This window comes from Parabacteroides sp. AF17-28 (genome assembly GCF_003479205.1).
In the GTDB taxonomy this organism is placed as follows: Bacteria; Bacteroidota; Bacteroidia; order Bacteroidales; family Tannerellaceae; genus Parabacteroides; species Parabacteroides acidifaciens.
Window position 1 is genome coordinate 1 of the sequence record NZ_QUGV01000005.1, and the last position, 26,972, is coordinate 26,972.

Annotated in this window: 21 protein-coding genes, 1 tRNA gene and 1 rRNA gene; 12 read left to right on the forward strand and 11 right to left on the reverse strand. The window is 47.5% G+C overall.

The features are described from left to right. The first annotated feature begins 171 nt into the window (after positions 1-171). A 5S ribosomal RNA gene (gene rrf / locus DWW90_RS04700) occupies positions 172-282 on the forward strand. Between the two features lie 58 nt (positions 283-340). On the opposite strand, the gene cobC is transcribed toward rrf, so the two are convergent. Genes cobC through cbiB form a run of 6 tightly spaced genes read right to left on the reverse strand, consistent with a single transcriptional unit; the run spans position 341 to position 4,826 of the window. Beyond that, positions 341-874 carry an alpha-ribazole phosphatase gene (cobC, locus tag DWW90_RS04705; protein ID WP_122331011.1) on the reverse strand — a complete coding sequence of 178 codons (534 nt, stop codon included), beginning with the start codon at positions 872-874 and terminating at the stop codon, positions 341-343. A gap of 11 nt (positions 875-885) precedes the next feature. Beyond that, positions 886-1,638 carry an adenosylcobinamide-GDP ribazoletransferase gene (locus tag DWW90_RS04710; protein WP_122344184.1) on the reverse strand — a complete coding sequence of 251 codons (753 nt, stop codon included), beginning with the start codon at positions 1,636-1,638 and terminating at the stop codon, positions 886-888. Between the two features lie 43 nt (positions 1,639-1,681). Further along, complete coding sequence (cobT, locus tag DWW90_RS04715) at positions 1,682-2,719, reverse strand: nicotinate-nucleotide--dimethylbenzimidazole phosphoribosyltransferase (RefSeq protein ID WP_122344185.1); 1,038 nt, start codon at positions 2,717-2,719, stop codon at positions 1,682-1,684. Positions 2,720-2,734: 15 nt separating this feature from the next. Beyond that, on the reverse strand, positions 2,735-3,250 hold the full coding sequence (locus DWW90_RS04720) for a bifunctional adenosylcobinamide kinase/adenosylcobinamide-phosphate guanylyltransferase (protein ID WP_122344186.1): 516 nt from the start codon (positions 3,248-3,250) through the stop codon (positions 2,735-2,737). A 6-nt stretch (positions 3,251-3,256) separates the two neighbouring features. Continuing rightward, on the reverse strand, positions 3,257-3,856 hold the full coding sequence (locus DWW90_RS04725) for a S4 domain-containing protein (protein WP_122344187.1): 600 nt from the start codon (positions 3,854-3,856) through the stop codon (positions 3,257-3,259). Positions 3,857-3,872: 16 nt separating this feature from the next. Next, entirely contained in the window at positions 3,873-4,826 is a 954-nt protein-coding gene (cbiB, locus tag DWW90_RS04730) for an adenosylcobinamide-phosphate synthase CbiB (protein ID WP_122344188.1), read from the reverse strand. Positions 4,827-4,947: 121 nt separating this feature from the next. Here cbiB and DWW90_RS04735 point away from each other — a divergent pair, with 121 nt between their 5' ends. Continuing rightward, on the forward strand, positions 4,948-5,943 hold the full coding sequence (locus DWW90_RS04735; protein WP_122344189.1) for an SPOR domain-containing protein: 996 nt from the start codon (positions 4,948-4,950) through the stop codon (positions 5,941-5,943). 113 nt (positions 5,944-6,056) lie between these two features. On the opposite strand, the gene DWW90_RS04740 is transcribed toward DWW90_RS04735, so the two are convergent. Then, positions 6,057-6,263 (reverse strand): Arc family DNA-binding protein, encoded by a 207-nt coding sequence (locus tag DWW90_RS04740; protein ID WP_122344190.1) that lies wholly within the window; start codon positions 6,261-6,263, stop codon positions 6,057-6,059. Between the two features lie 264 nt (positions 6,264-6,527). Between DWW90_RS04740 and DWW90_RS04745 the strand changes: the two genes are divergently transcribed. From DWW90_RS04745 to DWW90_RS04755, 3 genes are all read left to right on the forward strand, one after another. Then, entirely contained in the window at positions 6,528-8,531 is a 2,004-nt protein-coding gene (locus DWW90_RS04745; RefSeq protein WP_122344191.1) for a tetratricopeptide repeat protein, read from the forward strand. Between the two features lie 113 nt (positions 8,532-8,644). Further along, positions 8,645-11,827 (forward strand): TonB-dependent receptor, encoded by a 3,183-nt coding sequence (locus tag DWW90_RS04750; protein WP_122344192.1) that lies wholly within the window; start codon positions 8,645-8,647, stop codon positions 11,825-11,827. A 6-nt stretch (positions 11,828-11,833) separates the two neighbouring features. Next, entirely contained in the window at positions 11,834-13,045 is a 1,212-nt protein-coding gene (locus DWW90_RS04755) for an ectonucleotide pyrophosphatase/phosphodiesterase (RefSeq protein ID WP_122344193.1), read from the forward strand. Between the two features lie 76 nt (positions 13,046-13,121). Here the strand turns inward: DWW90_RS04755 and DWW90_RS04760 are convergent, their stop codons facing one another. Together DWW90_RS04760 and DWW90_RS04765 are read right to left on the reverse strand one after the other, a co-directional pair. After that, entirely contained in the window at positions 13,122-13,337 is a 216-nt protein-coding gene (locus DWW90_RS04760) for a winged helix-turn-helix domain-containing protein (protein WP_115500610.1), read from the reverse strand. A 533-nt stretch (positions 13,338-13,870) separates the two neighbouring features. After that, positions 13,871-13,943 (reverse strand) — tRNA-Glu (locus DWW90_RS04765). 260 nt (positions 13,944-14,203) lie between these two features. Here DWW90_RS04765 and mutA point away from each other — a divergent pair. The 3 genes from mutA to DWW90_RS04780 all read left to right on the forward strand — a co-directional run bounded on the left by mutA (position 14,204) and on the right by DWW90_RS04780 (position 19,729). Further along, positions 14,204-16,063, forward strand: a complete 1,860-nt coding sequence (gene mutA, locus DWW90_RS04770) for a methylmalonyl-CoA mutase small subunit (protein WP_122344194.1) — start codon at positions 14,204-14,206, stop codon at positions 16,061-16,063. A 21-nt stretch (positions 16,064-16,084) separates the two neighbouring features. Next, positions 16,085-18,232 carry a methylmalonyl-CoA mutase gene (gene scpA / locus DWW90_RS04775; RefSeq protein WP_115500600.1) on the forward strand — a complete coding sequence of 716 codons (2,148 nt, stop codon included), beginning with the start codon at positions 16,085-16,087 and terminating at the stop codon, positions 18,230-18,232. A gap of 87 nt (positions 18,233-18,319) precedes the next feature. Continuing rightward, on the forward strand, positions 18,320-19,729 hold the full coding sequence (locus tag DWW90_RS04780; protein ID WP_122344279.1) for a S41 family peptidase: 1,410 nt from the start codon (positions 18,320-18,322) through the stop codon (positions 19,727-19,729). Between the two features lie 13 nt (positions 19,730-19,742). Here the strand turns inward: DWW90_RS04780 and DWW90_RS04785 are convergent, their stop codons facing one another. Then, entirely contained in the window at positions 19,743-20,861 is a 1,119-nt protein-coding gene (locus DWW90_RS04785; protein WP_122344280.1) for a DUF1887 family CARF protein, read from the reverse strand. 99 nt (positions 20,862-20,960) lie between these two features. On the opposite strand from DWW90_RS04785, the gene DWW90_RS04790 reads away from it, so the two are divergent. After that, on the forward strand, positions 20,961-22,427 hold the full coding sequence (locus DWW90_RS04790; protein WP_199662167.1) for a glycosyltransferase family A protein: 1,467 nt from the start codon (positions 20,961-20,963) through the stop codon (positions 22,425-22,427). Here DWW90_RS04790 and DWW90_RS04795 read toward each other — a convergent pair. After that, entirely contained in the window at positions 22,412-23,524 is a 1,113-nt protein-coding gene (locus tag DWW90_RS04795) for a hypothetical protein (protein ID WP_122344195.1), read from the reverse strand. The two genes, DWW90_RS04790 and DWW90_RS04795, sit on opposite strands and share 16 nt — an antisense overlap. A gap of 369 nt (positions 23,525-23,893) precedes the next feature. On the opposite strand from DWW90_RS04795, the gene DWW90_RS04800 reads away from it, so the two are divergent. From DWW90_RS04800 to DWW90_RS04810, 3 genes are read left to right on the forward strand one after another with little or no spacing between them, the layout of a single operon-like run. After that, positions 23,894-24,829 (forward strand): DUF4922 domain-containing protein, encoded by a 936-nt coding sequence (locus DWW90_RS04800; protein WP_122344196.1) that lies wholly within the window; start codon positions 23,894-23,896, stop codon positions 24,827-24,829. Next, complete coding sequence (locus tag DWW90_RS04805; RefSeq protein ID WP_122344197.1) at positions 24,826-26,127, forward strand: MFS transporter; 1,302 nt, start codon at positions 24,826-24,828, stop codon at positions 26,125-26,127. Before DWW90_RS04800 ends, DWW90_RS04805 begins: the two co-directional genes overlap by 4 nt. 11 nt (positions 26,128-26,138) lie before the next feature. After that, positions 26,139-26,972 carry an ATPase gene (locus DWW90_RS04810; protein WP_122344198.1) on the forward strand — a complete coding sequence of 278 codons (834 nt, stop codon included), beginning with the start codon at positions 26,139-26,141 and terminating at the stop codon, positions 26,970-26,972.

Consider the following 26,972-nt stretch of genomic DNA (forward strand, 5'->3'; position numbering starts at 1 on the left):
AGGGCAGTAATGTCGAAGCCGAGTAGTACTAATAGCCCGAGACTTTCTTATCGTAAGGAAAGGATTGATAGATCTGAAGGATTGATGATGAGAGTCATCAATAAGCTCAGAAATAAAAGTTACGTGACTCCAAAATGGAGTTGTCCAGTCAAAAATCTTAATATAAGGTATTAAGGTGGTCATAGCGTTGGGCATCCAGCTCTTCCCATTCCGAACAGAGAAGTTAAGCCCAACCACGTCGATGGTACTGCGTAAAAGTGGGAGAGTAGATAGCCGCCGTTTTAAAAGCGAAAGCGAAGTGAAGAGGAGTTAGTTCATTTGAACTGACTCCTTTTTCTGTTTAGGAAAGTTCTAATTTGATTACTGCACCGTAAGAAGGAACGTTTTTGAAGGCGTCTTTAAGTGCGTATTCTCCGTTATAAACACGGGCACAAGTCAAGACGCCGCCGTGTGCAAAGAGACATACTTTCTGCAATCCGCTTTTTCTTAATTCGTCCAGGAAGGAACTGACCCGATTGTATTGATCCTGCAAGGATTCGCCGGATGGAGCCGGAATGTTGATCCAGTCGTCAAACCAATCTTTAGACCGGGGATCGGATGATAACTCTTCCCAGGATTTCATTTCCCATTCTCCGAAGTTGATCTCCTTGATACGGTTTTCTCTTTCTGCATCCGGATAACCGCAATAGGTTGCCAGGCGGACGCAGCGTGTAAGCGGGCTGCACCATACTTTGTCGAATGTATGTCCGGATAGTGTCTCTTTTACGACTTGTGCCTCTTCTTCAAAAGAGGGACGGAGCGGAACGTCTGTTTGTCCGTAAGCATAGCCTGCGGGTACATCGACGGATGTGTGTCTGACCAGATAGATTTCCATGTTACATCGTTTTATATCGTTGTTGTATAAATGATAGCGATTCCTAAATAGAAGCTCAATTCGCAGAGCAGGAATGTGGCTCCGCAGCAATCACCCGTATAGCCTTGTATTTTCTTTTTCATCAGAGAGGTGAGTAGGTAAAAGGTGAGGACGGGTAACAGACCGGCCAGAAAATAGACCGGTTCGGGAAGCCAGAATATGGGAATTAGGGCGGTGAACAGGCAAAACGTGTATTCGCCTGTCGACATCCGGCTATAGACTGTTTTGTTTTTAGCTTCCTCTTCTTTACGCGCATAGGGCAGTCGATTGATAATCATTCCTGCCACACCTTTAGAAAACGGGTCCCCGGCCAGTATTGCGCTTCCGGCAATCGCCAACGGCAAACTGCTTAGCAGGGTGTATAAAAGTCCGAAATAGAGGATTAGCCCGATCACTCCGTAGCTGCCGATATGCGAGTCTTTCATAATCGAAAGAATGCGTTCGCGGGAAGTCCCTCCTCCAAAGCCATCGAAGAAGTCGGCAAGTCCGTCTTCATGCAGGCAGCCGGTTATTAACAGGCGGGTGATGATAGCCAAAAGTAGGGCAACACTCGCCGGGAGTATCAGCGAAGCGGTATAGAGCACGATCACGGAAAGCCCTGCAGTCAACCAGCCGACCAAAGCCCAACGGCTGACAACATTCTTGAAATATTCCGAAGGCACTTCAGCCAGTCTCCAGAAGGGCAACCGGGTGAAGAAGATGAAGGCGGCGAGGATACGGAGCATGGTTTAGTTGAAAATTAAAAGTTGAAAGTTGAAATTTATTACTTTAGAAATACTTGGTGATTGCAGCTTGTTTGAAGCTGTGCATTTCGTTGATCATGCGGACTGCCGACTCGACGATCGGATAGGCGCATACGGAACCGGAACCTTCGCCTAAGCGCAGGCCGAGGTTCAAAAGCGGCTTTGCCTGCAGGACGTCCAATACGCGTTTATGTCCGGCTTCGTCACCGCAATGTCCGAATATGCAATAGGGCAGCATTTCAGGATACAGACGGGAGGCTGCCAGCACGCAATTCGTCATGATAAAGCCATCCACCAGGATAATCATTTTCAGTTCGGCCGCACGTAGCATACCGCCAACAGCCATGACCATCTCGTATCCCCCGAAATAACGGATTACATCCAACGGGCTATTGTCACCCTGATAGTTGTCGAGTGCGCTTTTTAATACATTATATTTATGTCTGACTCCTTCGTTATCCAGGCCGCTGCCGGCTCCTACGCAGTCAATGAGAGGAATCCCAGTGAGGCAGGTCATCCACATACTGGATGCAGCCGTATTCCCGATTCCCATTTCCCCGAAACTGATCACATTACATCCTTCGTTATGGCAATCCGTCACGATGTCGGCACCATATTGGAGAGCTAATTCCATTTCTTCCTGTGTCATGGCCGCTTCGTGGAGAAAGTTGCGGGTCCCTTTCCTGATTTTGCGGTCGATCAGTTGCGGGATAGGCGGAAAGTCGAAATCCACGCCTCCGTCTATGATCTTGATTTCAAAACCATGTTGGCGGGAAAGGAAGCAAACGCCTGCGCCTCCGTTCAGGAAGTTGTGGATCACCTGCCGGGTGACTTCTTTAGGGGATTTACTGACTCCCTCATCGGCAATACCGTGATCTGAGGCATAGATTACGTTGACCGGATGATGCAGCGTGGGAGACAGTGTTTGTTGGATCAGGCCGATTTGCAGTGCAATTTCCTCGAGTGTACCCAGTGAACCTTTGGGTTTCGTCAGATTATCGATTTTATCCTGCAGAGCTGTGGTGAGAGCGGTGTCAGGCTTTTGAATGTTGAAAGAGATCATTGTATAGTGTTTTTATTATTTTACTTTCATGGGAATACCGCTGATCATCAGGATGACTTCATCGGCGCGGGATGCGATGTATTGGTTCAGCCAGCCTTGCAGGTCTGTGAACTTCCGCTGTACGGCATCCGGGGATACGCCTCCCAATCCGATTTCATTCGTAACGAATATCAGGTAAGCATCCTGGTCTGTGAACTTGTTAAATTCATCTTTCAGTTCGTCCAGCGAACGCTTGGTGTCGCCGTCACTGTCGAAGAAAAAGTTTGTACCCCAAAGCGTGACGCAATCGATCACGACAACACGTCCGCTCAAGTCATGTCGGCTCAGGTATTTTTCTTCTTCGATGTTTGTCCACTCCGGTCCACGGTCAGCCTGATGGCGGAGCACACGCTGGCGAAATTCATCATCCCAGACGCGCGCCGTTGCCAGATAGACCGGGTTGGCCGCTAACGACAATGCGAGCCGTTCGGCATATTTGCTTTTTCCGGAACGCTGTCCGCCTGTCACCAAAACGATATGCTTGTCTGCCATTCTTTTTTATTCTCCTTTCGGTTTATTGCGTGATGCCGTTCGTCTCGCTTTGTTCGCCGGATTGTTTTTACTCGTCTTGCGCAAAGCGGCCGATTTAGGAGATGCTGCCAGCCGTTGTGCAACAGCCGAGCGGCCTAATGACTTCCCGAATTTGGGCTGCAAGGCTTCTTTCAGGTCTTTATCCAGACCGGCAGCCTTCGTCTCTTTCTTCGGCTTTTCTCCGTCACGTGCGGCATGGCGTGCAGCAGCATATTTGTTATATTTTACATATTTCCCCGGACGAGGTCCTTTCGAACCGCCCGGTTTCGATGTGCTTTTCTTTTCCGTTGCAGCTGCCTGGGGTTGTTCTTTCTTCTCTTTTTTCTCTTGGCTGCCGAATACCAGTTCCTGGGCTTTGCCGCGTGCCACACGGGCGTGGTCGGAGGCGTGTTTGCCGATTTGTACCCGGAGGTCGTCCAGCATGACGATGTCGCCCTCGGTTACTTTCTGTCCGACGTGAGGCAAACTGCCGTTTACGGTCACGCGTCCTTCTTCGATAAATTTGTCTGCTTCCCTGCGGGAACAAAGACCGGAGTCGCTGATGAGTTTATTTAATCTTACTTCCATTATATGTGCGTATTATTTAGTGTATAATCGTTGATACTAAACAAACAATCAGTCCCATTGCAAGTTCTGTATTGCTGTTTATATTGATAGCAATTAACATGTCTTCGGTTGTAAAAGGCCGTTCGTTCGTCCCGATATAAGGCTTTTCGACCGGTTTCCCGAAATAGTCGTGCGTCCCCCCGAAGCGGCAATTCAAAATGGCTGCAAGAGCCGATTCCGGATAGCCCGAGTTTGGACTTGCATGTGCAGGGCCGAAGCGTTTGACGAACCCTTGTTTATTCAGATTGCCGGAGACAGCTAACATCAGCCAGGCTGTCAACCGGGCGGGAATGTAGTTGGCCAGATCGTCGAGCCTTGCGGCTATCTGTCCGAATTCGAAATAACGGTCATTTTTATAACCGATCATCGAGTCGAGCGTATTCACCATCTTATAGGCCATCATGCCGGGAAGTCCGAGCAGGGCAAACCAGAACATCGGGGCTATTACGCCGTCGCTCAGGTTCTCGGCAAGCGTTTCCAGGGCTGCCGCCCGTATTTCTTGCGGAGAAAGTCCGGATGTGTCGCGGCCGACAATTCTGCCGACCTGTTTGCACCCTTCTTCCGTACTGCGGTCTACGGCTTCAAAAACAGCTTTAACCTCTTTTATAAGCGTTTTCCCCGCCAAACAGTAGAACACACCGATTCCGACCAAGAGGGAGGATAGTGGCGGATAAAAATATCCGGCCAGATACAGGATGCGTTCGCAAATCAGATAGGTGCCAATGACCAGCACAAGCGCCATGATTCCCCCTTTCAAAGCCCGGTTATCTCCCTTATTCATTGTCTTTTCGCCCAGGGAAATCACTTTCCCGAAACCGACAACCGGATGTGGCCATCCTTCCGGGTCGCCAAGTAAGCGGTCAGCCAGCCAGCCGCCTATAAAAGGAATGACTTTGGCCATATAGAATGATTGATGAATCCAGTAATACATAATAGCTACAAAGGTAAAAAATATAATTTTACTATTGTGTCATTTTGCAATTAGCATAGCAGGTTTAGAAAATGTATCCTGATTTCTTTTGCGGATTCGTGCAAATTCCTACCTTTGTTGTATGCTTAGAATCGTAACACATATTGAACGTTTGCTTTTGGCGCATGACTGTGTGATTGTGCCGAAGTTCGGAGGTTTTGTCCTGCAGACCGTTCCGGCCATGCAGAAAGTGGAAGAACATACGTTCCGCCCGTTGCGGAAAGAGATCGGTTTCAATATGACGCTGCAGCATAACGACGGGCTTCTGCCTGAGTCGTATATGCAGATGCACGGGGTGAATTATCGCCAGGCACAGTTGATGTTGGAAGAGGATGTGGAGGATATGAAAAAGACTTTGCAGCAATACAAGAAACTGTCGATGGTTGTGTTAGGTTCGTTCAGTATAGGTGAGGAAGGGCAGATGATTTTCCATCCGGGCGAAACCGAACTGTTTAGTGTCGGTTCGTATGGTCTGCCTGTTTTCCATTTTCCGGCTTTGCCCCCGTTGCAGGCAGAGCGGGAAGAAGTTGCGCTTCTTACAATCCCGGTCAATCGCCGGTTGATCCGTACCGCGGTCGCATCTGTTGCCGCAGTGGCTTTGTTCCTGCTTGTTTCCACACCGGTGAAAGATGTCAACCAGGATGCTTATACGGCAAGCTTTGTTCCGACGGAAATGGTTTCGCAAAAGCCGGTTCTTGTTGAAAAGGCTATAGCTGAAAGTGTGCCGGAAAATGTTGTGCCGGAAGTAGAAGTCAAGACTGTCGCACCTGCTCCCAAGCGCGAAACAGTTGCGGCTAAACCAGTAGTGGTGCAACCTGCTGTTGCAAAGAAAGAGGTGAAAGCCAATCCTAAAATGTATCATATCGTAATTGCCAGTTTTCCTTCGGAAGCGCAGGCTGATGAGTTTATAGCCGGTGTAGACCGGGCGGAATGCAAGCATGTCAGCAAGGTGGTTCGCGACGGGAAGTATCGTATCTATGCCGATAAGTTTGATAACCGGGCAGATGCGGAAACTTATATGGCGACTCTCCGCAGTAATCCGAAGTATAAGGATGCCTGGCTGTTTATCAGCCGTTGATAAGCGCCGGTTTGTTTCATCCGGTAGAAAATAAAATTTCCTTCGGATGAAAAGTAATTTTCTACCGAAGGAAATTAAAAAACGTCCGGACAGGTTTTCGTTATTATTGTTTTCTACTCTTTTTCTTCTTCTTCATTTTTTTGTTTCCGTTTCTTCTTGAGCCGGCCTGCTTTTCGTAAAGCCTGGTCCAGAATGTACTGTATTTGGCCGTTAGTGCTGCGAAACTCGTCTGCAGCCCAGGCTTCGATCGCTTCCATCATCTCTGCGTCTACACGCAAAATGAAGCTCTTGACCGTATTCCCATTTTCCTTTTTGGCCATATTCGTATTACAATGTCATAAATATTCCTGCGTGCCTTCCGAAAAATGCCGGTACGTGGGAAATGCTCGGTTGAATAACCATCAATCCTGGCAGCTTAGTGTCGTTTGAACTCTTTGTAAGTGCATTCATAATGATTAGTATTTGATATTATTTTGATATCACAAAGTAAAGCAATGTTTCGGACGTTTGCAAATAAATTATGAACTTTTTATAAGCAGATATATAAAATATTCTATAGCTTTGTCTACTCAAAAAATACACGATTGGAATTTCAACTTGATACAGATAATAAGGAGTTTCAGGATGCCTTGCAACTGATCACTCATACGCGACAGTCCGTCTTTCTGACCGGAAAGGCTGGGACGGGTAAGTCTACGTTTCTGAAGTATATTTGCGGACATACGAAAAAGAAATATGTCGTACTGGCGCCAACGGGGATTGCTGCGATTAATGCGGAGGGAGTGACGCTCCACTCTTTTTTCAAGTTGCCGTTCCGTCCGATGCTCCCCGACGATCCGGATTTGAGCTTGAAGAATGGACGCATATTCGAGTTTTTCAAATATACGAAGAAACACCGAAAGCTGATTGAGGAAGTCGAACTGATCATCATCGACGAGATTTCGATGGTCAGGGCCGATATTATCGATTGTGTAGACCGCGTCCTGCGGGTATTTTCCGGTAATATGCGCTTGCCGTTCGGTGGAAAGCAGCTGTTGTTTGTCGGAGATGTTTTTCAGTTGGAACCGGTCGTTCCTTCCGACCAGAAAGAGATATTAAGTCTTTTCTATGCCAGTCCGTTCTTTTTCTCAGCCCGTGTATTTAAGGATATTAATCTGGTTCCTATCGAATTGCAGAAGGTTTACCGGCAGACTGATCCGGTCTTTATCAATATTCTGGACCGTATCCGTAATAATGCAGCCCGAAAACAGGAACTGGATATTTTGAATGCCCGTTATTTCCCTGATTTTACTCCCCGTAACGAAGATATGTATATTACGCTTGCAACCCGCCGTGACCAGGTGGATTTCATCAATGAGCGGAAACTGGCGGAACTTCCGGGTGAAGAGTTTATCTCCAAGGGGAAGATCGAAGGCGATTTTCCGGAATCGTCGTTGCCGACGCAGTTGAATCTATCCATCAAGGAACAGGCGCAGGTTATTTTTATCGATAACGATTATGAGCGGCGCTGGGTGAACGGGACGATCGGCATGGTGTCCGGAATCGATGAGAATGGAAATGTCTTTGTCCTGCTTGAAGACGGAAGGGAATATCTGGTGGAACCTACTTCCTGGCGTAACTATAAATATAAATATAACGAAAAGGAGAAGAAGGTGGAAGAGGAGATTGTCGGCACTTTCGAACAACTACCGATTCGCCTGGCATGGGCGATAACCGTGCATAAGAGCCAGGGGCTTACTTTCAGCCGGGTTGTGGTGGACTTGACCGGTGGCGTTTTTGCCGGCGGGCAGACCTATGTGGCTTTAAGCCGTTGTACGTCTTTGGACGGCCTGGTGCTGAAAAGCCGGATTTCGCCTCATGATATATTTGTGCGGAAAGAAATCGTACAATTCAGCCAGCAGTTTAATGACCGCCAACTGATCGAGAAAAGCCTGCAGGAAAGTGAAGCCGAATTATTGTATGCCCGTGCCGTCCACAGCTTCAAGTCCGGGAATATAAAAGAGGCTGTCGAAGCATTTGCCGCCGCTGTCGGCAAGCGGAACGAATTAGGCAAGCCGGAAGTGCAACGCCTGCTTCGCTTGAAGCTGCAAACGATGAATACACAACAGGCACAGATCAAGAAACTCCGGGAGGAGCTATACGCCCAGCGTGAAGTGCAGAAAGAATATGCCCACGAATATTACCTAATGGGGAATGAATGTATAACGAAAGCCCACGATCCGAACGCTGCTATCCGTTCTTTTGATAAAGCGCTCAAACTTTACCCCGAATATGTGGATGCCTGGGTACGCAAAGGAGTGACGTTGCTCGATTTGGGTGACGGTTTTCAGGCGGTCACCTGCCTGAATGAAGCTGTGCGTTTGAACCCGCAGTCATTCAAAGCGCGTTATAATCGAGGAAAATCTTATCTCCAGTTGAAATATTATGACGAGGCTGTTTCCGATTTTATGAAAGCAGTCGATCTTAAGCCTAAACATGCCGCAGCCCATGAATATCTTGCGGAATCTTTCTTGCATATAGGGGAGAAAGAGCTGGCACGGCAGCATCAGGACATAGCTGATAGCCTTCGTGATGGTGAAGACAGTTAATGTTTTGTCTCTAAATTTATACAGAAATGTAATAAAAAGGTGATAATAAGATTGTATATTTGTGGCGTAATGTTAAAAAATATAGGGGGTTAAATTAAAAAGAGAATTTCTGTATGAAAAAAAGTTATCTGCTGTCTTTGTTTTTATTGATCTGTATGAGTGTTTCCGTACAGGCTCAGGTGACAACTTCTGCTTTGAGTGGAAAGGTTATCGATGATCAGAATGAGAGTGTTATTGGAGCGACTGTGGTGGCGGTGCACGAACCGTCCGGAACTATGTACGGTGCAGTTACAAATGTGGACGGCCGTTATACAATACAAGGTATGCGTACCGGCGGTCCATATAAAGTGGAGATCTCTTATGTAGGTTATCAAAAAGATGTTTTTACAGATATCAGGTTGGAATTGGGTAATACGTTTGTATTGGATGCAACTATGCAGCCCAGTTCGCAACAATTAGGGGAAGTCGTTGTAACGGCAGATGCTAAGAAGAAAATCGGAGCATCGGAAAACTTTTCTGCTAACAGGATCCAGTCAACTCCGACTGTCGACCGTAACATTTATGATGTGGTGAAGAATATGCCGATGGCAATGACCTCCAAGAATGGGGGTATTTCTTTCGCCGGTTCCAATAACCGGTATAACAGTTTTCAGATCGACGGAACAGTCAGTAATGATGTATTTGGATTAGCTCCGTCAGGAACAAATGGTGGTCAAACCAATGCCAACCCCATTTCAATGGATGCTATTCAGGAAATCCAGGTTGTAGTCGCTCCTTTTGATGTTCGCCAGAGCGGTTTTACCGGAGGTGGTATCAACGCGATTACCAAACAAGGAAATAACACTTTCCATGCGTCGGCTTATTCTTATTTTACGAATGAGAGCCTTTATGGAAAATACAATGCCTTTAAAGATAATGTAAAGGACAAACTTTCCGAACAGTCGACCAAGACATTTGGCGGTACGTTGAGCGGTCCGATCATTAAAGACAAACTGTTCTTCTTCGCCAATGTTGAGAACCGTAAGGAGTCTTATCCTTCACGTTTTTATGCCGGCTATGATGCGAAGGGCTTTATAGTAGATATGGCAAAGACTATTGCTGATAAGTATGAACAATATACCGGTATTCGCGAAGGCTACGGCCCGCGTGATGTAGATCAGAAAGCATTCAGCTTCTTGGGACGTATCGACTGGAATATCGACCAACATAACAAGCTGGCTTTCCGCTATCAGCTGAATAATTCATACGACGATATCTACAGCCCGGCCAACATGACCTATTTCTTTAATAACAGTGGTTACCGGATGAAGAATAAAACGAATTCATTCGTGGCAGAATGGAACTCTCACTTGAATAATGCTTTATATAATGAATTCCGTGCAAGTCTTACGACAGTGCGCGACCAACGCGAAGTTGCCTATCAAGGGCCGAATGTAAAGATTAACGGTAGCGATAACAGCGGGACGAATAACACGACTGTCAATATCGGTACGGAATATTCTTCCGGAGCCAATGCGCTGGATCAGGATATTTATACATTTGAAGATAACCTCTCTTGGTATAAGGGCAATCATACTTTTACTTTTGGTACACATAACGAGATATTCCGGATGAAGAACCTGTTTATCCAGGCGGTTACCGGTTCCTGGGAGTTCGGTTCGATGGACGCATTCCTGAACGACAGCCCGTCCAAGTATGTATTTAAATATACAGACCCGGATGTTACGGGCGGTGACTACCAATATACACCTATTATAAAAGCCGGTCAATTCGGTTTCTATGCTCAGGACAATTGGATGGTTACCAATCGTTTCTCTTTGACTTACGGTCTGCGTTTCGATATTCCGTTGCTGTTTAACGATCCGACTGTCAACAATGAATTTAATGAGTATGCCGCCAGTAAGAATATTAAGGAAAGAGTAGGGGAAATGCCCGGTGCAAAAGTGATGGTTTCACCCCGTTTGGGATTCCGCTGGTACACGGATGACAGCCGGAATACGCTGATTCGTGGTGGAGTAGGTTTGTTCACCGGCCGTGTTCCTTTCGTATGGCTTTCCAATGCTTATAACAATACAGGTATCGAGCAGAAAGGTACGACAATCTTTGCTTCCGGATCTTCACCCGCTCCTTCTTTAGGACAGTATGCGAAAGATCCTATCGGTGCTATGAATTCGCAATCGGGAAGCCCTGCTACGCCCGATATCGTAACAGTATCCAAGAGTTTCAAATATCCGCAGGTATTCCGTGCGAATCTGGCTTTGGAACAGATGTTGCCGGGAGATGTAAGGATGACGGTAGAGGGCCTTTATTCCAAGACCTTTAATAATGTATATTTTGAAAACCTGGCATTGTCGAGCAATGCAAAAGTCTATGCTGTTCCGGGTGTAGAGGCTTCGGCTACTCCTTTTTATTCGGTTGATAAGAAATATTTCAGTATTACCAATTTGAAGAATACAAATGATGGCTATACTTATTCATTGTCAGCTCTGTTTGAAAAGAGTTTCGACTTTGGTTTGGGCTTGGCTGCATCTTATACATTCGGACATTCCAAATCTGTTTATGACGGAACATCTTCCGTTGCCTATTCTAACTGGAAATATAATTATGCAGTAGATACCAATAACCCGGGTCTGGCTTATTCCATGTTTGATATACCTCACCGTGTAATGGCTTCTGTTTCTTATACGACACCCCGTTATGCTAACGGATTCCTGGCTACAACCGTTTCCCTTATTTATAATGGATACGTGGGACAGCGTTATAGCCTGACGATGAATGAGTCCTATTATAATGCTGATACAAAGAAAACGGTCTATATCGATTATAATGGTGATGGCTTCGGTGGTAACTCCCTGTTGTATATCCCGACTGAAGACGAGTTGAAAAAGATGGACTTCAAGACAGAAGAAGATCGTCAGAACTTTAATAACTGGATTGAAGGCGACAGCTATGCGAAGAAACACCGTGGACAATATGCCGACAGAAATTCAAATTCTGCTCCATGGGAAAACCGGATTGATCTGCATGTGGCACAAGATATCTTTGTGTTGAAAGCACGGGGCAGCAAGTTCCAGGTGACATTCGACGTGACCAACTTTGCCAATATGCTGAATAAAAAGTGGGGATCTTCTTATGCTGCGGCTTATAACGTAATGCCATTGCAGGTGATCGGAAATAAGAAAGGTGATGATGGCAACTATACGAACACGTATGCTTATAATTCGAAGAATACGATTACAAAGAATGATCTTTTGTCTCGCTGGCATGCCCAAATCGGAGTTAAATATATATTCTAATTGTAAATGTATAGATTTCTTACTGTAATATTGATTGGCCTTTTCTCGATAATTTATTTATCGATAGCCGGATGTACTGCCCATTCTAAGAAAGAGCATTATGTCGTAGTCCTTTCGATGGATGGTTTTCGTTCCGATTATCCTTTGCATGCTCATACGCCGACATTGGATTCTTTGGCACGGGTCGGGGTGAAAGCTGCCTTTCGCCCCAGTTTTCCGAGCGTGACTTTTCCGAATCATTACAGTATGGCAACAGGTTTGCATCCCGACCATCACGGATTGGTGAGTAATTTCTTTTATGCCCCCGATCTGGATAGTATTTATCTGCTTGGCAAGCCCAATCCTGACTTTTTCGGAGGAGAACCGATCTGGAATACTGCTGAAAAGCAAGGTGTGCGGACTGCCTCGTTTTATTGGGTCGGAAGTGAATATCCGATACAAGGCCGCCAGCCTTCTGTCTGGAAGCCATTTGATAAGAATGTCCCTTTTTCAGATCGTGCAGATTCAGTGATTGCCTGGTTGCAATTGCCTGAAAAAGTCCGTCCTCATCTGATTATGTGGTATATGGAAGAACCGGATGCCATCGGCCATAAGGTTGGTCCCGACGCAGCCGAGACACTTTCGACGGTAGAAGAGTTGGACCGGATATTAGGAGATTTCTTTGCCAAAGCGCGCAAATTGAAGATATTTAATAAGATTGATTTCATCGTCTTGTCCGACCATGGTATGGCAACGATTCATCCGGAGAATTTTGTGAATCTGAGTGATTACCTTCCGCGTGACAGCTTTGAGTATGTGTTCGACGGTGTACCGACTTTGCTTTATCCGAAGCCGACTTATACGGATAGCGCTTATGCAATCCTGAAACGTGTGCCTCATATTACGGTATGGAAAAAGAATGAGATTCCGGAGAAGTATGTGTATGGTAAAAATCCGCGTGTCGGAGATTTGTTTATACAACCGGATGTCGGAACATATGTGCTTTTCCGTCCGGGAGCGCGGTCTACCTTAGCCGCTACACACGGATATGACAATTATGCTCCCGAGATGGAGGCAATCTTTTATGCGGCAGGACCGTCGTTCAAACAAAATGTAGAACTTCCGGTTATGGCAAATGTAAATTTGTATCTGATGATAGCCCGCTTACTAAACTTGCAGCCGGCTCCGAATGATGGAGATAGTGCGGTGGTTTCAACCTTATTCAGAAAGGAAAAATAAAGAATCTTGTCCTGATGTTGTAGCATCTGTCGTCTGTAGGAAACAGTTGGCAGATGCTGCAAACATCATAAATCATTTAATAATAGCAATTCGCTCCCGGAGAAAAAGCCAATTGGCTGCTGGCACTCTTGATTTCGATTTTGTTTTCTCTTGCCAGCCATCCGATAGCGGACCACAGATCAGCTTCAGTTAAAGCTGTAGCCCTTTTCAACTCCTCAAAACTCCAACATCCGCCATCCAGCAATAAATTGCAAATGGCACCGGCATTTAATCCTATAGTCCCTTTATTCATGATAAACTCCATTTTATGTTATCTGTTATGTAAACTATAAACAAAGCAGAAGGTGGAAAAGATTAATGCCTGCCGGCGTTTTTATAAAGATTTAAAGACTGATAATATGTTTTCACCCGATAATCATTGGGGGATAAATACATCATTTATGGTTCAAAACTACTTACAACTGTAAACAAGCGTGAAGGTCCTGACTCGTCAAGATCGGCTGCGAAATAGTATTGCAGTGCTTCATGGGGTTATAGTGCCGTAAAGGAATGAATAACCCGGCAGATAGAATGAATGATGCGGAATGTGTGCCTCCTCCGTACCTACCCGCTATTCATGTCACAGCCGTGAAACAAAAGAAATCCAACCGTAACATAGAAGGAAGACAGTTGTGACATAAAAGGAATACAGTCGTAACATGCAATAGAGGACCAAGGTTTATCCGTTATTGATTCATTATTTTCCCCCAAGAAATATCGGGTGAGCCGTTTTATGTAGATGATGAGGGAAAATAAAAGCCTGCGGTTTCTACCACAGGCTTTTAGTAGTGCGTCCGGGGGTCGAACCCGAGTTTCCGCCGTGAGAGGGCGGCGTCCTGGACCACTAGACGAATGCACCAGTTTGTCTTGTTAGACGCTGCGAAATTAGTAAATATTTTATTCCGGTGTATCGTTAGAGGGATTTTTTTCGAAGAAAATATTTGCTTTTTGTCATTCTGGTACAGATTTAGGCCTTTCTCCACTAAAAGGCGTTAAAAGAGGCTGCAAATTCGCTTGTATTTCATTTGTGTTCAAGTTTATTTATTCTACCTTTGCCATCTGTTATTGAACAATATACTATTGAACATTACTAATCTCAGTAATAAAATAACTAATATTATGGCAGAACTAAAAGAAAAACTATTCTCAGAATTCGCCCCGGTGTCAACAGAAGACTGGGTTGCGAAGATTACGGCCGACCTGAAAGGGGCTCCGTTTGAGAAGAAGCTTGTATGGAAAACAGGAGAAGGATTTAATGCGAATCCTTTTTATCGTTTGGAAGATTTGGAAGGTTTAAAGACAACGACCTCTCTTCCTGGTGAATTTCCTTATGTGCGTGGCACAAAGAAGGATAATGACTGGTATGTACGCCAGAACATTGAGGTGACTTGCTTTAAAGCTGCAAACGAGAAAGCGCTTGACATCTTGAATAAAGGTGTAACTTCTCTCGGTTTTATCATCAAGGGTGATGAAGTGAGTGCCGAAAACATTGCTACTTTGCTGAACGGCATTTGTCCGGAATGTGTTGAACTGAACTTCAATACATGCCTTTGCAAAGCAGAAAAACTGATTGGTATTCTGGCTGAATACTTTACTTCAAAAGGCGTTGATCTTACAAAATGTGCCGGTTCGGTTAATTATGATCCGTTTAAGAAACCGTTGATCAAGGGACACAAAAACGAAAATTGGGTAGAAGCTGCATCTGCTGTGCTCAAAGCAGGCGAAGCGTTGCCTAAATACAAAGTTTTGGCGGTGAATGCATTTGAATTGAACAATGCCGGTGCTTATATCTCTCAGGAATTGGGTTATGCCCTGGCTTGGGGTAACGAATTGCTGGCAAAGTTAACAGATGCAGGCTTTGATGTTACAGAAGTTGCCAAGAAGATTAAGTTCAACTTTGGTATCAGCTCCAATTATTTCATGGAAATTGCAAAGTTCCGTGCTGCCCGTTGGTTGTGGGCTGAGATTGTAGCGGCTTACAAGCCATCTTGCAATTGTGCTTGCAAAATGAATGTACATGCACAGACTTCCCAGTGGAACATGACGGTTTATGATGCTCACGTAAACTTGTTGCGTTCACAGACGGAAGCAATGTCTGCTGCTATTGCCGGAGTCGATTCCATCACAGTTCGTCCGTTCGATGAAATATTCGAAACACCGGATGATTTCTCCGAACGTATTGCACGTAACCAACAGTTGCTGCTGAAAGAAGAATGCCACCTGGATAAAGTAGTCGATCCGGCTGCCGGTTCCTACAGTGTGGAAGTTTTCACAAACTCGATTGCTGATGTTGCTTGGAAGCTCTTCCTCGAAACAGAAGAAAAAGGCGGTTTCGGAGCGTTGGCAAATGCCGGAGAAATCCAGGCTGCCGTAAAGGCTTCTAATGCTGCTCGCCATAAAGCGATTGCTACCCGTCGTGAGGTATTGCTGGGTACGAACCAGTTCCCGAACTTCACGGAAGTTGCTGCTGAAAAGATCAAGCGTGATGGCGCTTCTTGCAGCTGTGGACATGCTTGTAGCGAAGCTGAGATTGCAACATTGGGCTTTGACCGTGGTGCTTCTGAATTTGAATCTTTGCGTTTGGCAACAGAGAAGAGCGGCAAGACTCCGAAAGCATTCATGCTGACAATCGGAAATCTGGCAATGCGTCTGGCCCGTTCGCAGTTCTCTTGCAACTTCTTTGCTTGTGCCGGTTATAAAACAATCGATAATTTAGGTTTTGACACAGTTGAGGAAGGTATTGAAGCAGCTCTTGCTGCCGGTGCCGAGATTGTTGTCTTGTGTTCGAGCGACGATGAATATGCAGAACTTGCTCCGGCTGCTTTCAAGGCGTTGGACGGTCGTGCAGAGTTTGTTGTGGCTGGTGCTCCGGCTTGTATGGAAGACCTGAAAGCATTAGGCATCGATCAGTTTGTAAATGTAAAGAGCAACGTGCTTGAAACATTGCAGGCTTTCAATGCAAAATTAGGTATTAACTGATTATGAATTATCGAGAACAACATGAGACCAAATTTTAAAGATATAGATATCAAAAATGCCGGTTTTGCAGCAACAAATACTGCTGAATGGGCAAAAGCCAATGGCATCGAAGCCAATTGGAAAACACCGGAACACATCGATGTGAAGCCGGTATATACGAAAGAAGACCTGGAAGGCATGGAACATCTGGACTTTGTTTCCGGTCTGCCTCCTTATCTGCGTGGTCCGTATAGTGCCATGTATCCGTTGCGTCCCTGGACAATCCGCCAGTATGCAGGTTTCTCCACTGCTGAAGAATCCAATGCATTCTATCGTCGTAACTTAGCTTCCGGCCAGAAAGGTTTGTCAGTTGCATTCGACCTTCCGACACACCGTGGCTACGATGCCGACAACGAACGTGTTGTAGGTGATGTGGGTAAAGCCGGTGTATCTATCTGTTCGCTGGAAAACATGAAAGTATTGTTCGATGGTATTCCTTTGAACAAGATGTCTGTTTCCATGACAATGAACGGTGCCGTTCTTCCGGTATTGGCGTTCTACATCAACGCAGGTCTGGAACAAGGCGCTAAGTTGGAAGAAATGGCTGGTACGATCCAGAACGATATCCTGAAAGAGTTCATGGTGCGTAACACCTATATCTATCCGCCCGAATTCTCCATGAAGATTATCGCTGATATCTTCGAATATACATCACAGAAGATGCCGAAGTTCAACTCTATCTCTATCTCCGGTTACCACATGCAGGAAGCAGGTGCAACAGCTGACATCGAGATGGCTTATACGTTGTGCGACGGTATGGAATATCTTCGTGCCGGTATAAACGCAGGTATCGATGTGGATGCATTTGCTCCGCGTCTGTCTTTCTTCTGGGCTATCGGCGTAAACCACTTCATGGAAATCGCCAAGATGCGTGCCGCCCGTATGTTGTGGGCAAAGATCGTGAAGAGCTTCGGCGGAAAGAACCCGAAATCTCTGGCATTGCGTACACACTGTCAGACTTCCGGTTGGTCATTGACCGAACAGGATCCGTTCAACAACGTAGGCCGTACTTGTATCGAAGCTATGGCTGCCGCATTGGGACATACGCAGTCTTTGCATACGAACGCATTGGACGAAGCTATCGCATTGCCGACAGACTTCTCTGCCCGTATCGCTCGTAATACACAGATTTATATCCAGGAAGAAACAAAAGTTTGTAAGCAAATCGACCCGTGGGGCGGTTCTTACTATATCGAATCTTTGACAAACGAACTGGTACACAAAGGTTGGGCTTTGATCCAGGAAATCGAAAGCATGGGCGGTATGGCGAAAGCTATCGAAACCGGTCTGCCGAAGATGCGTATCGAAGAAGCTGCTGCCCGTACGCAGGCTCGTATCGACTCCGGCGTTCAGACAATCGTAGGTGTCAACAAATACCGTCTGCCGAAAGAAGATCCGATCGATATCCTTGAAATCGATAATACAGCTGTACGTAAAGAACAGGTCGCTGCTCTGAAAGAACTGCGTGCTAACCGCGACGAAGCTGCCGTTCAGAAAGCGCTGGCCGATATCACGGAATGTGTGAAGACTAAGAAAGGCAACCTGCTGGAATTGGCTGTTAAGGCAGCCGGTCTGCGTGCATCATTAGGAGAAATCTCCGATGCCTGCGAAGTGGTTGTAGGTCGTTATAAAGCAATTATCAGAACTATATCAGGCGTGTATTCATCAGAAACAAAGAAAGATGCAGACTTCCAGAAAGCATGTGAGCTGACTGCCGAGTTTGCCAAGAAAGAAGGTCGCCAGCCGCGTATCATGATCGCTAAGATGGGTCAGGACGGACACGACCGCGGTGCTAAGGTTGTCGCTACAGGTTATGCAGACTGTGGTTTCGACGTAGACATGGGACCGTTGTTCCAGACTCCGGCCGAAGCTGCCCGTCAGGCTGTAGAAAACGACGTTCACGTAATGGGTGTTTCTTCTTTGGCTGCCGGACACAAGACTTTGGTTCCGCAGGTTATCGAAGAACTGAAGAAGTTAGGCCGTCCCGATATCATCGTGATTGCCGGTGGTGTTATTCCTGCACAGGATTATGACTTCCTGTACAAAGCAGGTGTCGCTGCTATCTTCGGCCCGGGTACTTCAGTAGCGAAAGCTGCTGTCCAGATCCTGGATATACTGTTAGGCGAATAAAGAAACGTAAGTTTTTCCGAATAAAACCGCGCAGTTTCCATTGGGAAGTTGCGCGGTTATTTTTTTCAATTAATGACAGATAAGACAATGAAACAGAAGTTTGCTTTAGAGAAAAAGACGTTTGCCGTCCTTATGGGATTGTTAGCATTCCTTTTACTGGTCCCGTCTTGCAAGACAGATGATAAAGTTCCCGATCTCTCCGAGGAAGGAACGAATGACTGGATTTATAAGATTATGACGGATTACTATTTGTGGTATGAGGATGTGCCGGACAAAGGAAGCCTGAACTTCTCCCAGTCTCCCGATAAGTTCTTCGCATCATTGTTATCTGATCAGGATGGCGTGAAATATGGAGATAGCTGGCTGACTTTTTCCCGGATAGAGAAAAAGAAGGAAGAAACGAAGTCCATCACGGAATCCGATTCCTATGGTTTTGAGTTTGCCTCTTATAAAAGTGGTGATCATTATTATGCCTGGGTTTTGTATGTGCTGCCCGACTCTCCGGCAGCCGAAGCCGGTTTGAAGCGCGGTGACTGGATTGTTGCTGTCGGCAGTGAGAATCCGAATGTGACAAGCACGTCTGCCTTTTTTAGTGGTGGAGAGACGACTTTCCTATTGGCGGATATGGAACGGGTAAATAATAGCGTAATTCTTCATAAGAGGGAAACACTATCGATTTCAGCTTCCCGTGCCGTAGAAGACACGCCTTTCCTGAAAGATTCCGTCTATACGATTAATGGAAAGACTGTCGGTTACCTGGCATATAAGAGTTTTACTTCCGGACCGGATGATGAAAATGAGGCGTACAATGATCTGATGAAACAGATCTTCGCCCGCTTTAAGGCTAAGAATGTGAACGAATTTGTGCTGGATTTGCGTTACAATCAAGGAGGCTTGGTTTCCTGCGCCCAGCTGATGACGTCTCTTTTGGCTCCGGCTGATGCTTTGGGGAAGACATTCTGCATCATGGAGCATAACGATAAACAAACCTCGAAGAATGAAACCTTATTGATGAAGAAGAACTCCGAATTAGGGAATGCGAATCTGGATTTGAAACGCCTTTACGTCTTGACCGGAGAAACAACGGCCTCTGCTTCGGAAGCCGTGATCAATTGCCTGATTCCTTATATGGGCCGTAGCAACATCACGCTTATCGGTGAGAAAACGATTGGCAAACGTGTGGGAGCGAATACCTTCGGAACAAAAGAAGATTATGAATGGCTGGTGTCCCCGATCACTTTGCGCATCTATAATGCGGAGCACAATGCCGACTATGCAAACGGTTTTGCCCCGGATGTGCCGATCGAGGAATTGGTTGTCGGTAATCAGTTGTTGCCTTTTGGCGATACGAACGAGCTACTGTTAAGCGAAGCGATCTCGCGTATCACTGGATTGAAGAGCCAGTCTGTCCGCTCGGAAAGCGGTGAACGTATCAAGTTGCCTCTGTCTTTCGAAAGGAAGAAAAAGGAAGGCCTTCTCTACGATCCTGCAAAGTAAGACCTTCGCTCTCTTATAATTGAAGTTCATCTGCCAGCTTGTCCAACCAGGCTGGCATTTTGTTTAAATAGGTGTTTCGTTCGGTCAGGAACGTCGGAGCAAAGAGATATATCTGGAGGTCTTTGCATTTTTCCTGTAAACTTTCTTCTATCGGATAATAGCTGGCAAGTACGGCTTGCGAGATGTCGCCCCCGTAAGTCTCCCGTACGGCGTCTATCTTGTAAATATCGTTCTGCGTGACGTTGCCCGACTTGCATTCGATAAAGATCAGCTTCTGCTGGTTGTTCAGCAGCACGTCTATCTCATTCTTTGGATGTGCATCCTGTCCGTTTGTCTGGAAGATGACGCTTTGCCAGACCTCCGGCGAGTTTTCCCGTTGCAAGCTCCAGTTGCGGACCTGGTTTGCCACAAGCGTTTCCCACCAACGGCCCTCGAAATAAAGATGAGTCGCATTACTTTGGGGCAGACGTAATAAGACATATTCCCTCAGCGTAACCAGAATGGAACCGTTCCTATGCTTAAACCTCAGGTTGTTAGCGAAGATTTTAGAGGATGGCAGGCGGTTCAGCTGCCGCTTGCAAAAGATGCTGAAGAACTTCTGGATACGGGCGTGTTCCTGCGGATACTGTTCGATGAACTGCTTGATGCGCTTCGAGGCCTTCACGTCTTCATCGCTTAACTCTTTCGCGTCATGATAGTCCGAAAGGGTGTTGCCGCTCAAGCTCAGAATCTCGTCGTTGTTGAGCGAGCTTTGCAACGGATGGTTCTCGAACCGGCTCAGATGGACAACTTCTCCGTGCTGCGTCAGGTAGAAAGCATCGGCGCCCGACTCTTTGGCGACGACGAATGCCGCAAACGCCATGACCTTTGTACCTTCGGACAGGTTGTATGTAAACTCGCCCTGATGTTCCCGGTGAATCCGGCGGCATACGTCGATTACGTTATTCCCGTTGTAAGGTTCCGCCTTATAGCGGTTGCATCGGATGGAGGATGGCAACAATGGATACATAGGCGTTTCTATATGATCCGTCGCATCCGTATAGAGCAGGTGAATGTGGTCCGGCCCGAATTCTTTGATGCCGTGGTAGACAGAGGTGATGTCTTTCCCCAGCAGGATTATCTGGTGTTTCATTTGTTCTATTTTGGGTGTCGCATACAAAGATACTTTTATCTTCCGGTAAAAGCTCATATTTTATCCTTATTTTTGCTTCCGGTATAAACTAATAACACGATGGAAATGATAAATTGTTTTATTCCGTACCTTTCTCTTTCCCAGGCCGAACAAACCATCAAAGGGTTGAGGCTTTGCGACCGGATAAAAAAGATATATTTGTTGTCGGCAGAGCCCGCTTCCGGCACAGTTATGGGATGTGAGGTTTTATCTGTCGGTTCGCTCAGCAGCACTGCCGCTTGCCGGACTATCGCCTCACACGCCGATACAGCCTATACATTATTATATACGAAACATACGACGCTCGAACCCGGACAATTCGCCCTGGAACGTATGTTAGCAATAGCCGGCGATACACACGCCGGAATGCTTTATGCAGACCATTACCAGGTGGAAGCCGGCGTCTATAAACCCGCTCCGGTGATCGATTACCAGCAAGGCAGCCTGCGCGACGACTTCGACTTCGGTTCTGTCCTGCTGTTCGACTCCGCTGTATTGAAGCAGGCGGTGGCGGCGATGGACCGTGATTATCACTTTGCCGGACTTTACGACCTGCGCCTTCGTGTCTCCGAATTGGCCGAACTGGTCCATATCAATGAATATCTGTATTCGGAAGTGGAACAGGACAAGCGCAAGAGCGGGGAGAAGTTGTTCGATTATGTCGACCCGAAGAACCGGGCGGTGCAAATCGAGATGGAAGCGGCCTGCACGGCCTACCTGAAACGGTGCGGCGGCTATCTCGCTCCCCGTTTCGAACCGATCGCCTTCGATGCCGGGACTTTCGAGCAGGAAGCCTCTGTCATTATTCCCGTCCGCAACCGTATCCGCACCATCGAAGATGCCATCCGTTCCGTGCTGGCACAGCAGACAACTTTCCGTTTCAACCTGATTATCATAGACAACCATTCGACGGACGGCACGTCCGAAGTCATCGACAAATACACTTCGGATGAACGTGTGATCCATCTGATCCCCGCGCGTTCCGACCTCGGTATCGGCGGTTGCTGGAACTTAGGCGTCCATCATCCGGCATGCGGAAAGTTTGCCGTCCAGCTCGATAGCGACGATGTGTATAGCGGCTCCGACACGTTGCAGAAGATCGTGAATGCCTTCTACGAACAGAACTGCGCAATGGTTGTCGGCACATACCGGATGACGGACTTCGCGATGAACGAAATCCCGCCCGGCGTGATCGACCATAAAGAGTGGACGCCGGAGAACGGACGCAACAACGCCCTGCGTATCAACGGCCTGGGCGCTCCCCGTGCTTTCTACACGCCGGTTCTCCGGACGATCAATCTTCCGAATACCAGCTACGGAGAAGATTACGCCTTAGGACTGCGCATCTCCCGCACCTGGCAGATCGGGCGCATCTACGACGTCCTCTATCTCTGCCGCCGTTGGGAAGACAACTCCGATGCCGCCCTCGATATCGTGAAGATGAACGGACATAACACTTACAAGGACCGAATCCGGACCTGGGAACTACAGGCCCGGATCGCGCTGAACGCTCATTCGTCCAGGTGATAGACCACGAACGGGTCGTCGTGGTAATAAGTTGTCATGACCAGCGTGCCGGTTTTAGGATCTATGACATTATAGACGCAAAAGTCATGTAGCTTGTATCGTTTGACAGGATTGCCGTTCCAGTCGTATTTCTCCAGATACATATAGTTGTTGCCTTTCTGGGCTTCCGCCGCCACGACATAAGGCGTTCGTCCCGAGTGGGTGATGTAGACGTAATCGCGGGTCGGCAACACTTGCATATAGTGGGTGACGTTCGCATCCAGTCCGTCTCTGACGGTCAGCGTCTTTTCGTCAAACTCGGATCGCTCGAAGTTGAGTGTCCGGACAGTCTTTGCCTCCATATCCATGAACTTGATGATCTTGGTGTATTTATAGGCGAAGACCATCCGGTCGCGTCCGGGATTGGTGCAAAGCGCGCCTGTCGCCGGTATGCCTTTGGAATGTTGCAGGCGGAGATTATACAGCTTTTCCCTTTGGATCGAATCATTCTCCAGAGGGACGCGGTAGATGTTGCTGCCCATTTGGTAGAGAATCGCTTTCTCTCCCGCCGGATAAGCATGTTCGACATAATCCCAGACCGACTTCCGGTCGAATGCTTTCTTTATAAAATGCTCTTCCAGATGCGAGTCGAGGCCGTAAAGATTGCCGTTGTATCCGTCCAGCATATAGCAAAGATAGGCCGGGTCAGAGGATTCTATGGCGACCGGCAGCATAAACTCATCCGGTCCGTTTCCCCGGTCACCGATTGTTTTCACGTGCGTAAACGAAGGATAACGGAAGACATAAAACGGCGCGTCTCTGCAACCCATAATCAAGAGGCTGTCCCGGATCACCATAGTCGGTTCGACCGGTTTGAAGATGAACGTATCCGGTTCCTCGATGTGCGTCCCCGTGAGTTCCGTCTCTTCGGAGAATACCTCCTTTCCTTTGAGGAACACTTCCCCGGCCTCCAAAGGCGGAAGTTCCGGGATTATTTCGATGGCGACGGTGTCTGCCGGTGGCGTCTCGATTTCAGTTCCGGCAGTTGTGTTTTGCTTTCCGCTGCAAGCCGACAGGCTCAGGATAATCAGGGAAGAGCAGAAAAACAGGTGTTTCATGGTAATTAGAATTATAGTTTGGCTAAAGGTATGTATTTTTCGATGAACGATAACCTCTTTATCTCTTATTTCTTTCTCCTCTATCTCTTAGCCGTTTGTTCGGTATGAATTAGTGGAAGGATACCTATAGATAAATCGTTCGCTTGGCGGTGAACGATCGTCCGCCGCCCAGTGAACGATCGTCCGCCGGCAAGCGAACGATCGTTCGGCGCCCGGCGGACGACTAATGGGCAGCCTCTTCCGGGCTAATTTATACCGAACGATCCGCTAATTCATCCTTATTAGCCGGATAAAAGTATGTGACCTGTTTTTTTTCACTACTTTTGTGATGCGGGTAAAGGTGCTGACAACCGTGAAAACACGAAATATATGAATGATCTGGAACAACAAATAGAATCGCTCCTTCTCTCTCAGAAGAAGGACTGGAAGTTGGCGTGTGACAATTATGCCTCGCTAACGCATGTGCAGACCCGTTGCTTTGAGGGAGATAGCAGGCTTACGATTCTTCAGTTTAATCCCGAGCGGATTCGCTCGTCCGCCGCTAAGATAGACAAGGCTTCCTTGGCGGCGCGCCCCTGTTTCTTCTGCCACCGGCCGGAGGAACAGAAGAGCGTGGTGTTTAATGACCTCTTCGAGATTCTGGTCAACCCTTATCCGATCTTCAACGACCACCTGACAGTCCCGCTGCGGCGGCATGAGAAACAGCAGATTGCGCCTTACTACGGCGATATGCTGGACTTGGCGTCCGCTCTGCCCGGCTACGCTTTGTTTTATAACGGGCCCAAATGCGGGGCTTCCGCTCCCGACCATATGCATTTCCAGGCAGGAAGGCAAGAAGACTTCCCGATTGTGGGAAGCTGGCTCAAGACTTTGAAGGAGATTGCCTGGGAAGGTGTGCGGACGCGCCTCTATGCGTTGATGATTCATTCGCCGGCAACTTTTATTTTGGTATCGGACTACAAGGCGGAAATAATGGAAGTCTTTACATTATTATATGACCATCTGATAGTGAAGCCGGGCGACTATGAACCGATGATGAACGTCTTGACTTGGGAGGAGGGTGATTTCTGGATTACCTGTGTCTTTCCCCGGCGCGAATTGCGTCCTTCCTGCTATTATGCGGAGGGAGACGACAATATATTGATCAGTCCGGCTACCGTCGAGATGTCCGGCTTGTTTGTCGTCCCGTTAGAGAAAGACTTCCGGAAAGTGACGTATGCCGACCTGGAGAAAGTCTGGCGGGAGGTCAGCATTACAGAAGCAGAAAAGAATGAGATAATCCGAAAGATAAGAGAAAAAGTATGATACCACATAAGCCTTTGTCTGATAAAACGCCCGCAAGGTCACCCTGGTACTGGGTTCCTTCCCTCTATTTTGCGCAGGGAATCCCTTACGTGGCGGTGATGATCGTTTCGGTCCTGATGTATAAACGCCTGGGAATATCCAATACGGATATCGCCCTTTATACGAGCTGGCTGAATCTTCCCTGGGTGATCAAACCGTTCTGGAGCCCTTTCGTCGATCTGTTGAAGACGAAGCGTTGGTGGGTGGTGACGATGCAGTTGCTGATCGGCGCCGGGCTTGCCGGCGTTGCCTTTACGATCCCGACCGCTTTCTTCTTCCAGGCTTCGTTGGCAGTGTTCTGGTTGTTGGCTTTCAGTTCGGCGACACACGATATTGCGGCGGACGGTTTCTATATGCTGGCGCTCGATTCGCATGAGCAGGCGTTCTTTGTCGGCATCCGCAGCACGTTCTACCGGATTGCGATTATTGCCGGGCAGGGAGTGTTGGTGATGTTTGCCGGGTTCTTGGAGAATCGGACGGGGAAGATTCCGCTTGCCTGGTCTGTCACGTTCTTTATCCTGGCGGGACTGTTCCTGGCTTTGTTCCTCTATCACCGCTATATATTGCCTGCTCCGAAAGGGGACAAACCTTCCGCCACGGTCACGCCGGGCACGATCTTGAAAGAGTTTTTCGCGACTTTCGCCTCATTCTTCAAGAAGAAACAGACGTTGGTTGCAATCCTGTTTATGCTGTTGTACCGCTTTCCGGAGGCGCAGTTGTCGAAGTTAGTCACGCCTTTCCTGGTCGATCCCCGCGAAGTGGGAGGATTGGGGCTTTCGACTGCCGAGATCGGGTTGGTGTATGGGACAATCGGGACAATCGGATTGACCTTGGGCGGCATATTAGGCGGCATTGCCGCTTCTGCCGGCGGATTGAAGAAATGGATATGGCCGATGGCATTGGCTATTTCGTTGCCCGATGCCGTCTTTATTTATCTCAGTACGGCTTTGCCGGACAACCTGTGGATCGTCAATATCTGTGTCTTTATCGAACAGTTCGGCTACGGTTTCGGGTTCACGGCTTATATGTTGTACCTGATTTATTATTCCGACGGCGAACATAAGACGGCGCACTATGCGATCTGTACCGCCTTTATGGCATTGGGCCTGATGCTTCCCGGAATGGCGGCAGGCTGGTTGCAGGAGCAGATGGGATATGAAAACTTCTTCTGGTGGGTGATGGGCTGTTGCCTGGTGACATTGCTTGTCACGGCTTGTTTGAAGATTGATCCGGAGTTTGGGAAAAAGAAAAAAGAATAAGTGAAAGAAATATGATACTGATATCTGACAGCGGCTCCACCAAAACGGATTGGTGTGTGGTGGATAAGGGCGAGATCGTCCGCCGTATCGCGACAGCGGGCATTAACCCCTTTTTCCAGTCGGAAGAAGAGATTGCCGGCGAAGTGGAGAAGAACTTGCTTCCGGCTTTGGAAGGGCTGACGGTCACTTCTGTCTCTTTTTATGGGGCAGGCTGTGCTTTTCCGGAGAAGAACGAGGTGGTCCGGCGGGCGATCAACCGTTATCTGCCTGTTCCGGTGGAAGTCGGGAGCGATTTGTTAGCTGCCGCCCGTGCCTTATGTGGCGATGAGGCGGGGATTGCCTGCATCTTGGGAACCGGTTCCAACTCTTGCCTGTACGACGGGAAAGGGATTGTCCGGAACATCTCTCCGTTAGGTTTTATCCTCGGGGATGAAGGGAGCGGGGCTGTTCTCGGGAAACTGCTTGTCGGCGATGTCCTGAAGAACCAATTGCCGGAAGCGTTGAAGGATGCGTTCTTCGCGGAGTTCGGCTTGACGCCTGCCCTCATTATGGAAAAGGTCTATAAGCAGCCTTTCCCTAACCGTTTTCTGGCAAGTCTGTCTCCTTTCCTGATCCGGCATATAGAAGAACCGGCGATCAGTGGTCTGGTGAACGACAGTTTCCGGAAATTCTTTACCCGCAACGTGATGCAGTATGACTATCGGTCTTACCCGGTTCATCTGCTTGGCTCCGTCGCCTGGTATTACCGGGAGCAGTTGGAGGCGGTTGCCGGAGAGTTGGGTATTCGTTTGGGGGCAATTGTGCAGAGTCCGCTTGCCGGGCTGGTTGCTTACCATCGAGTTTAA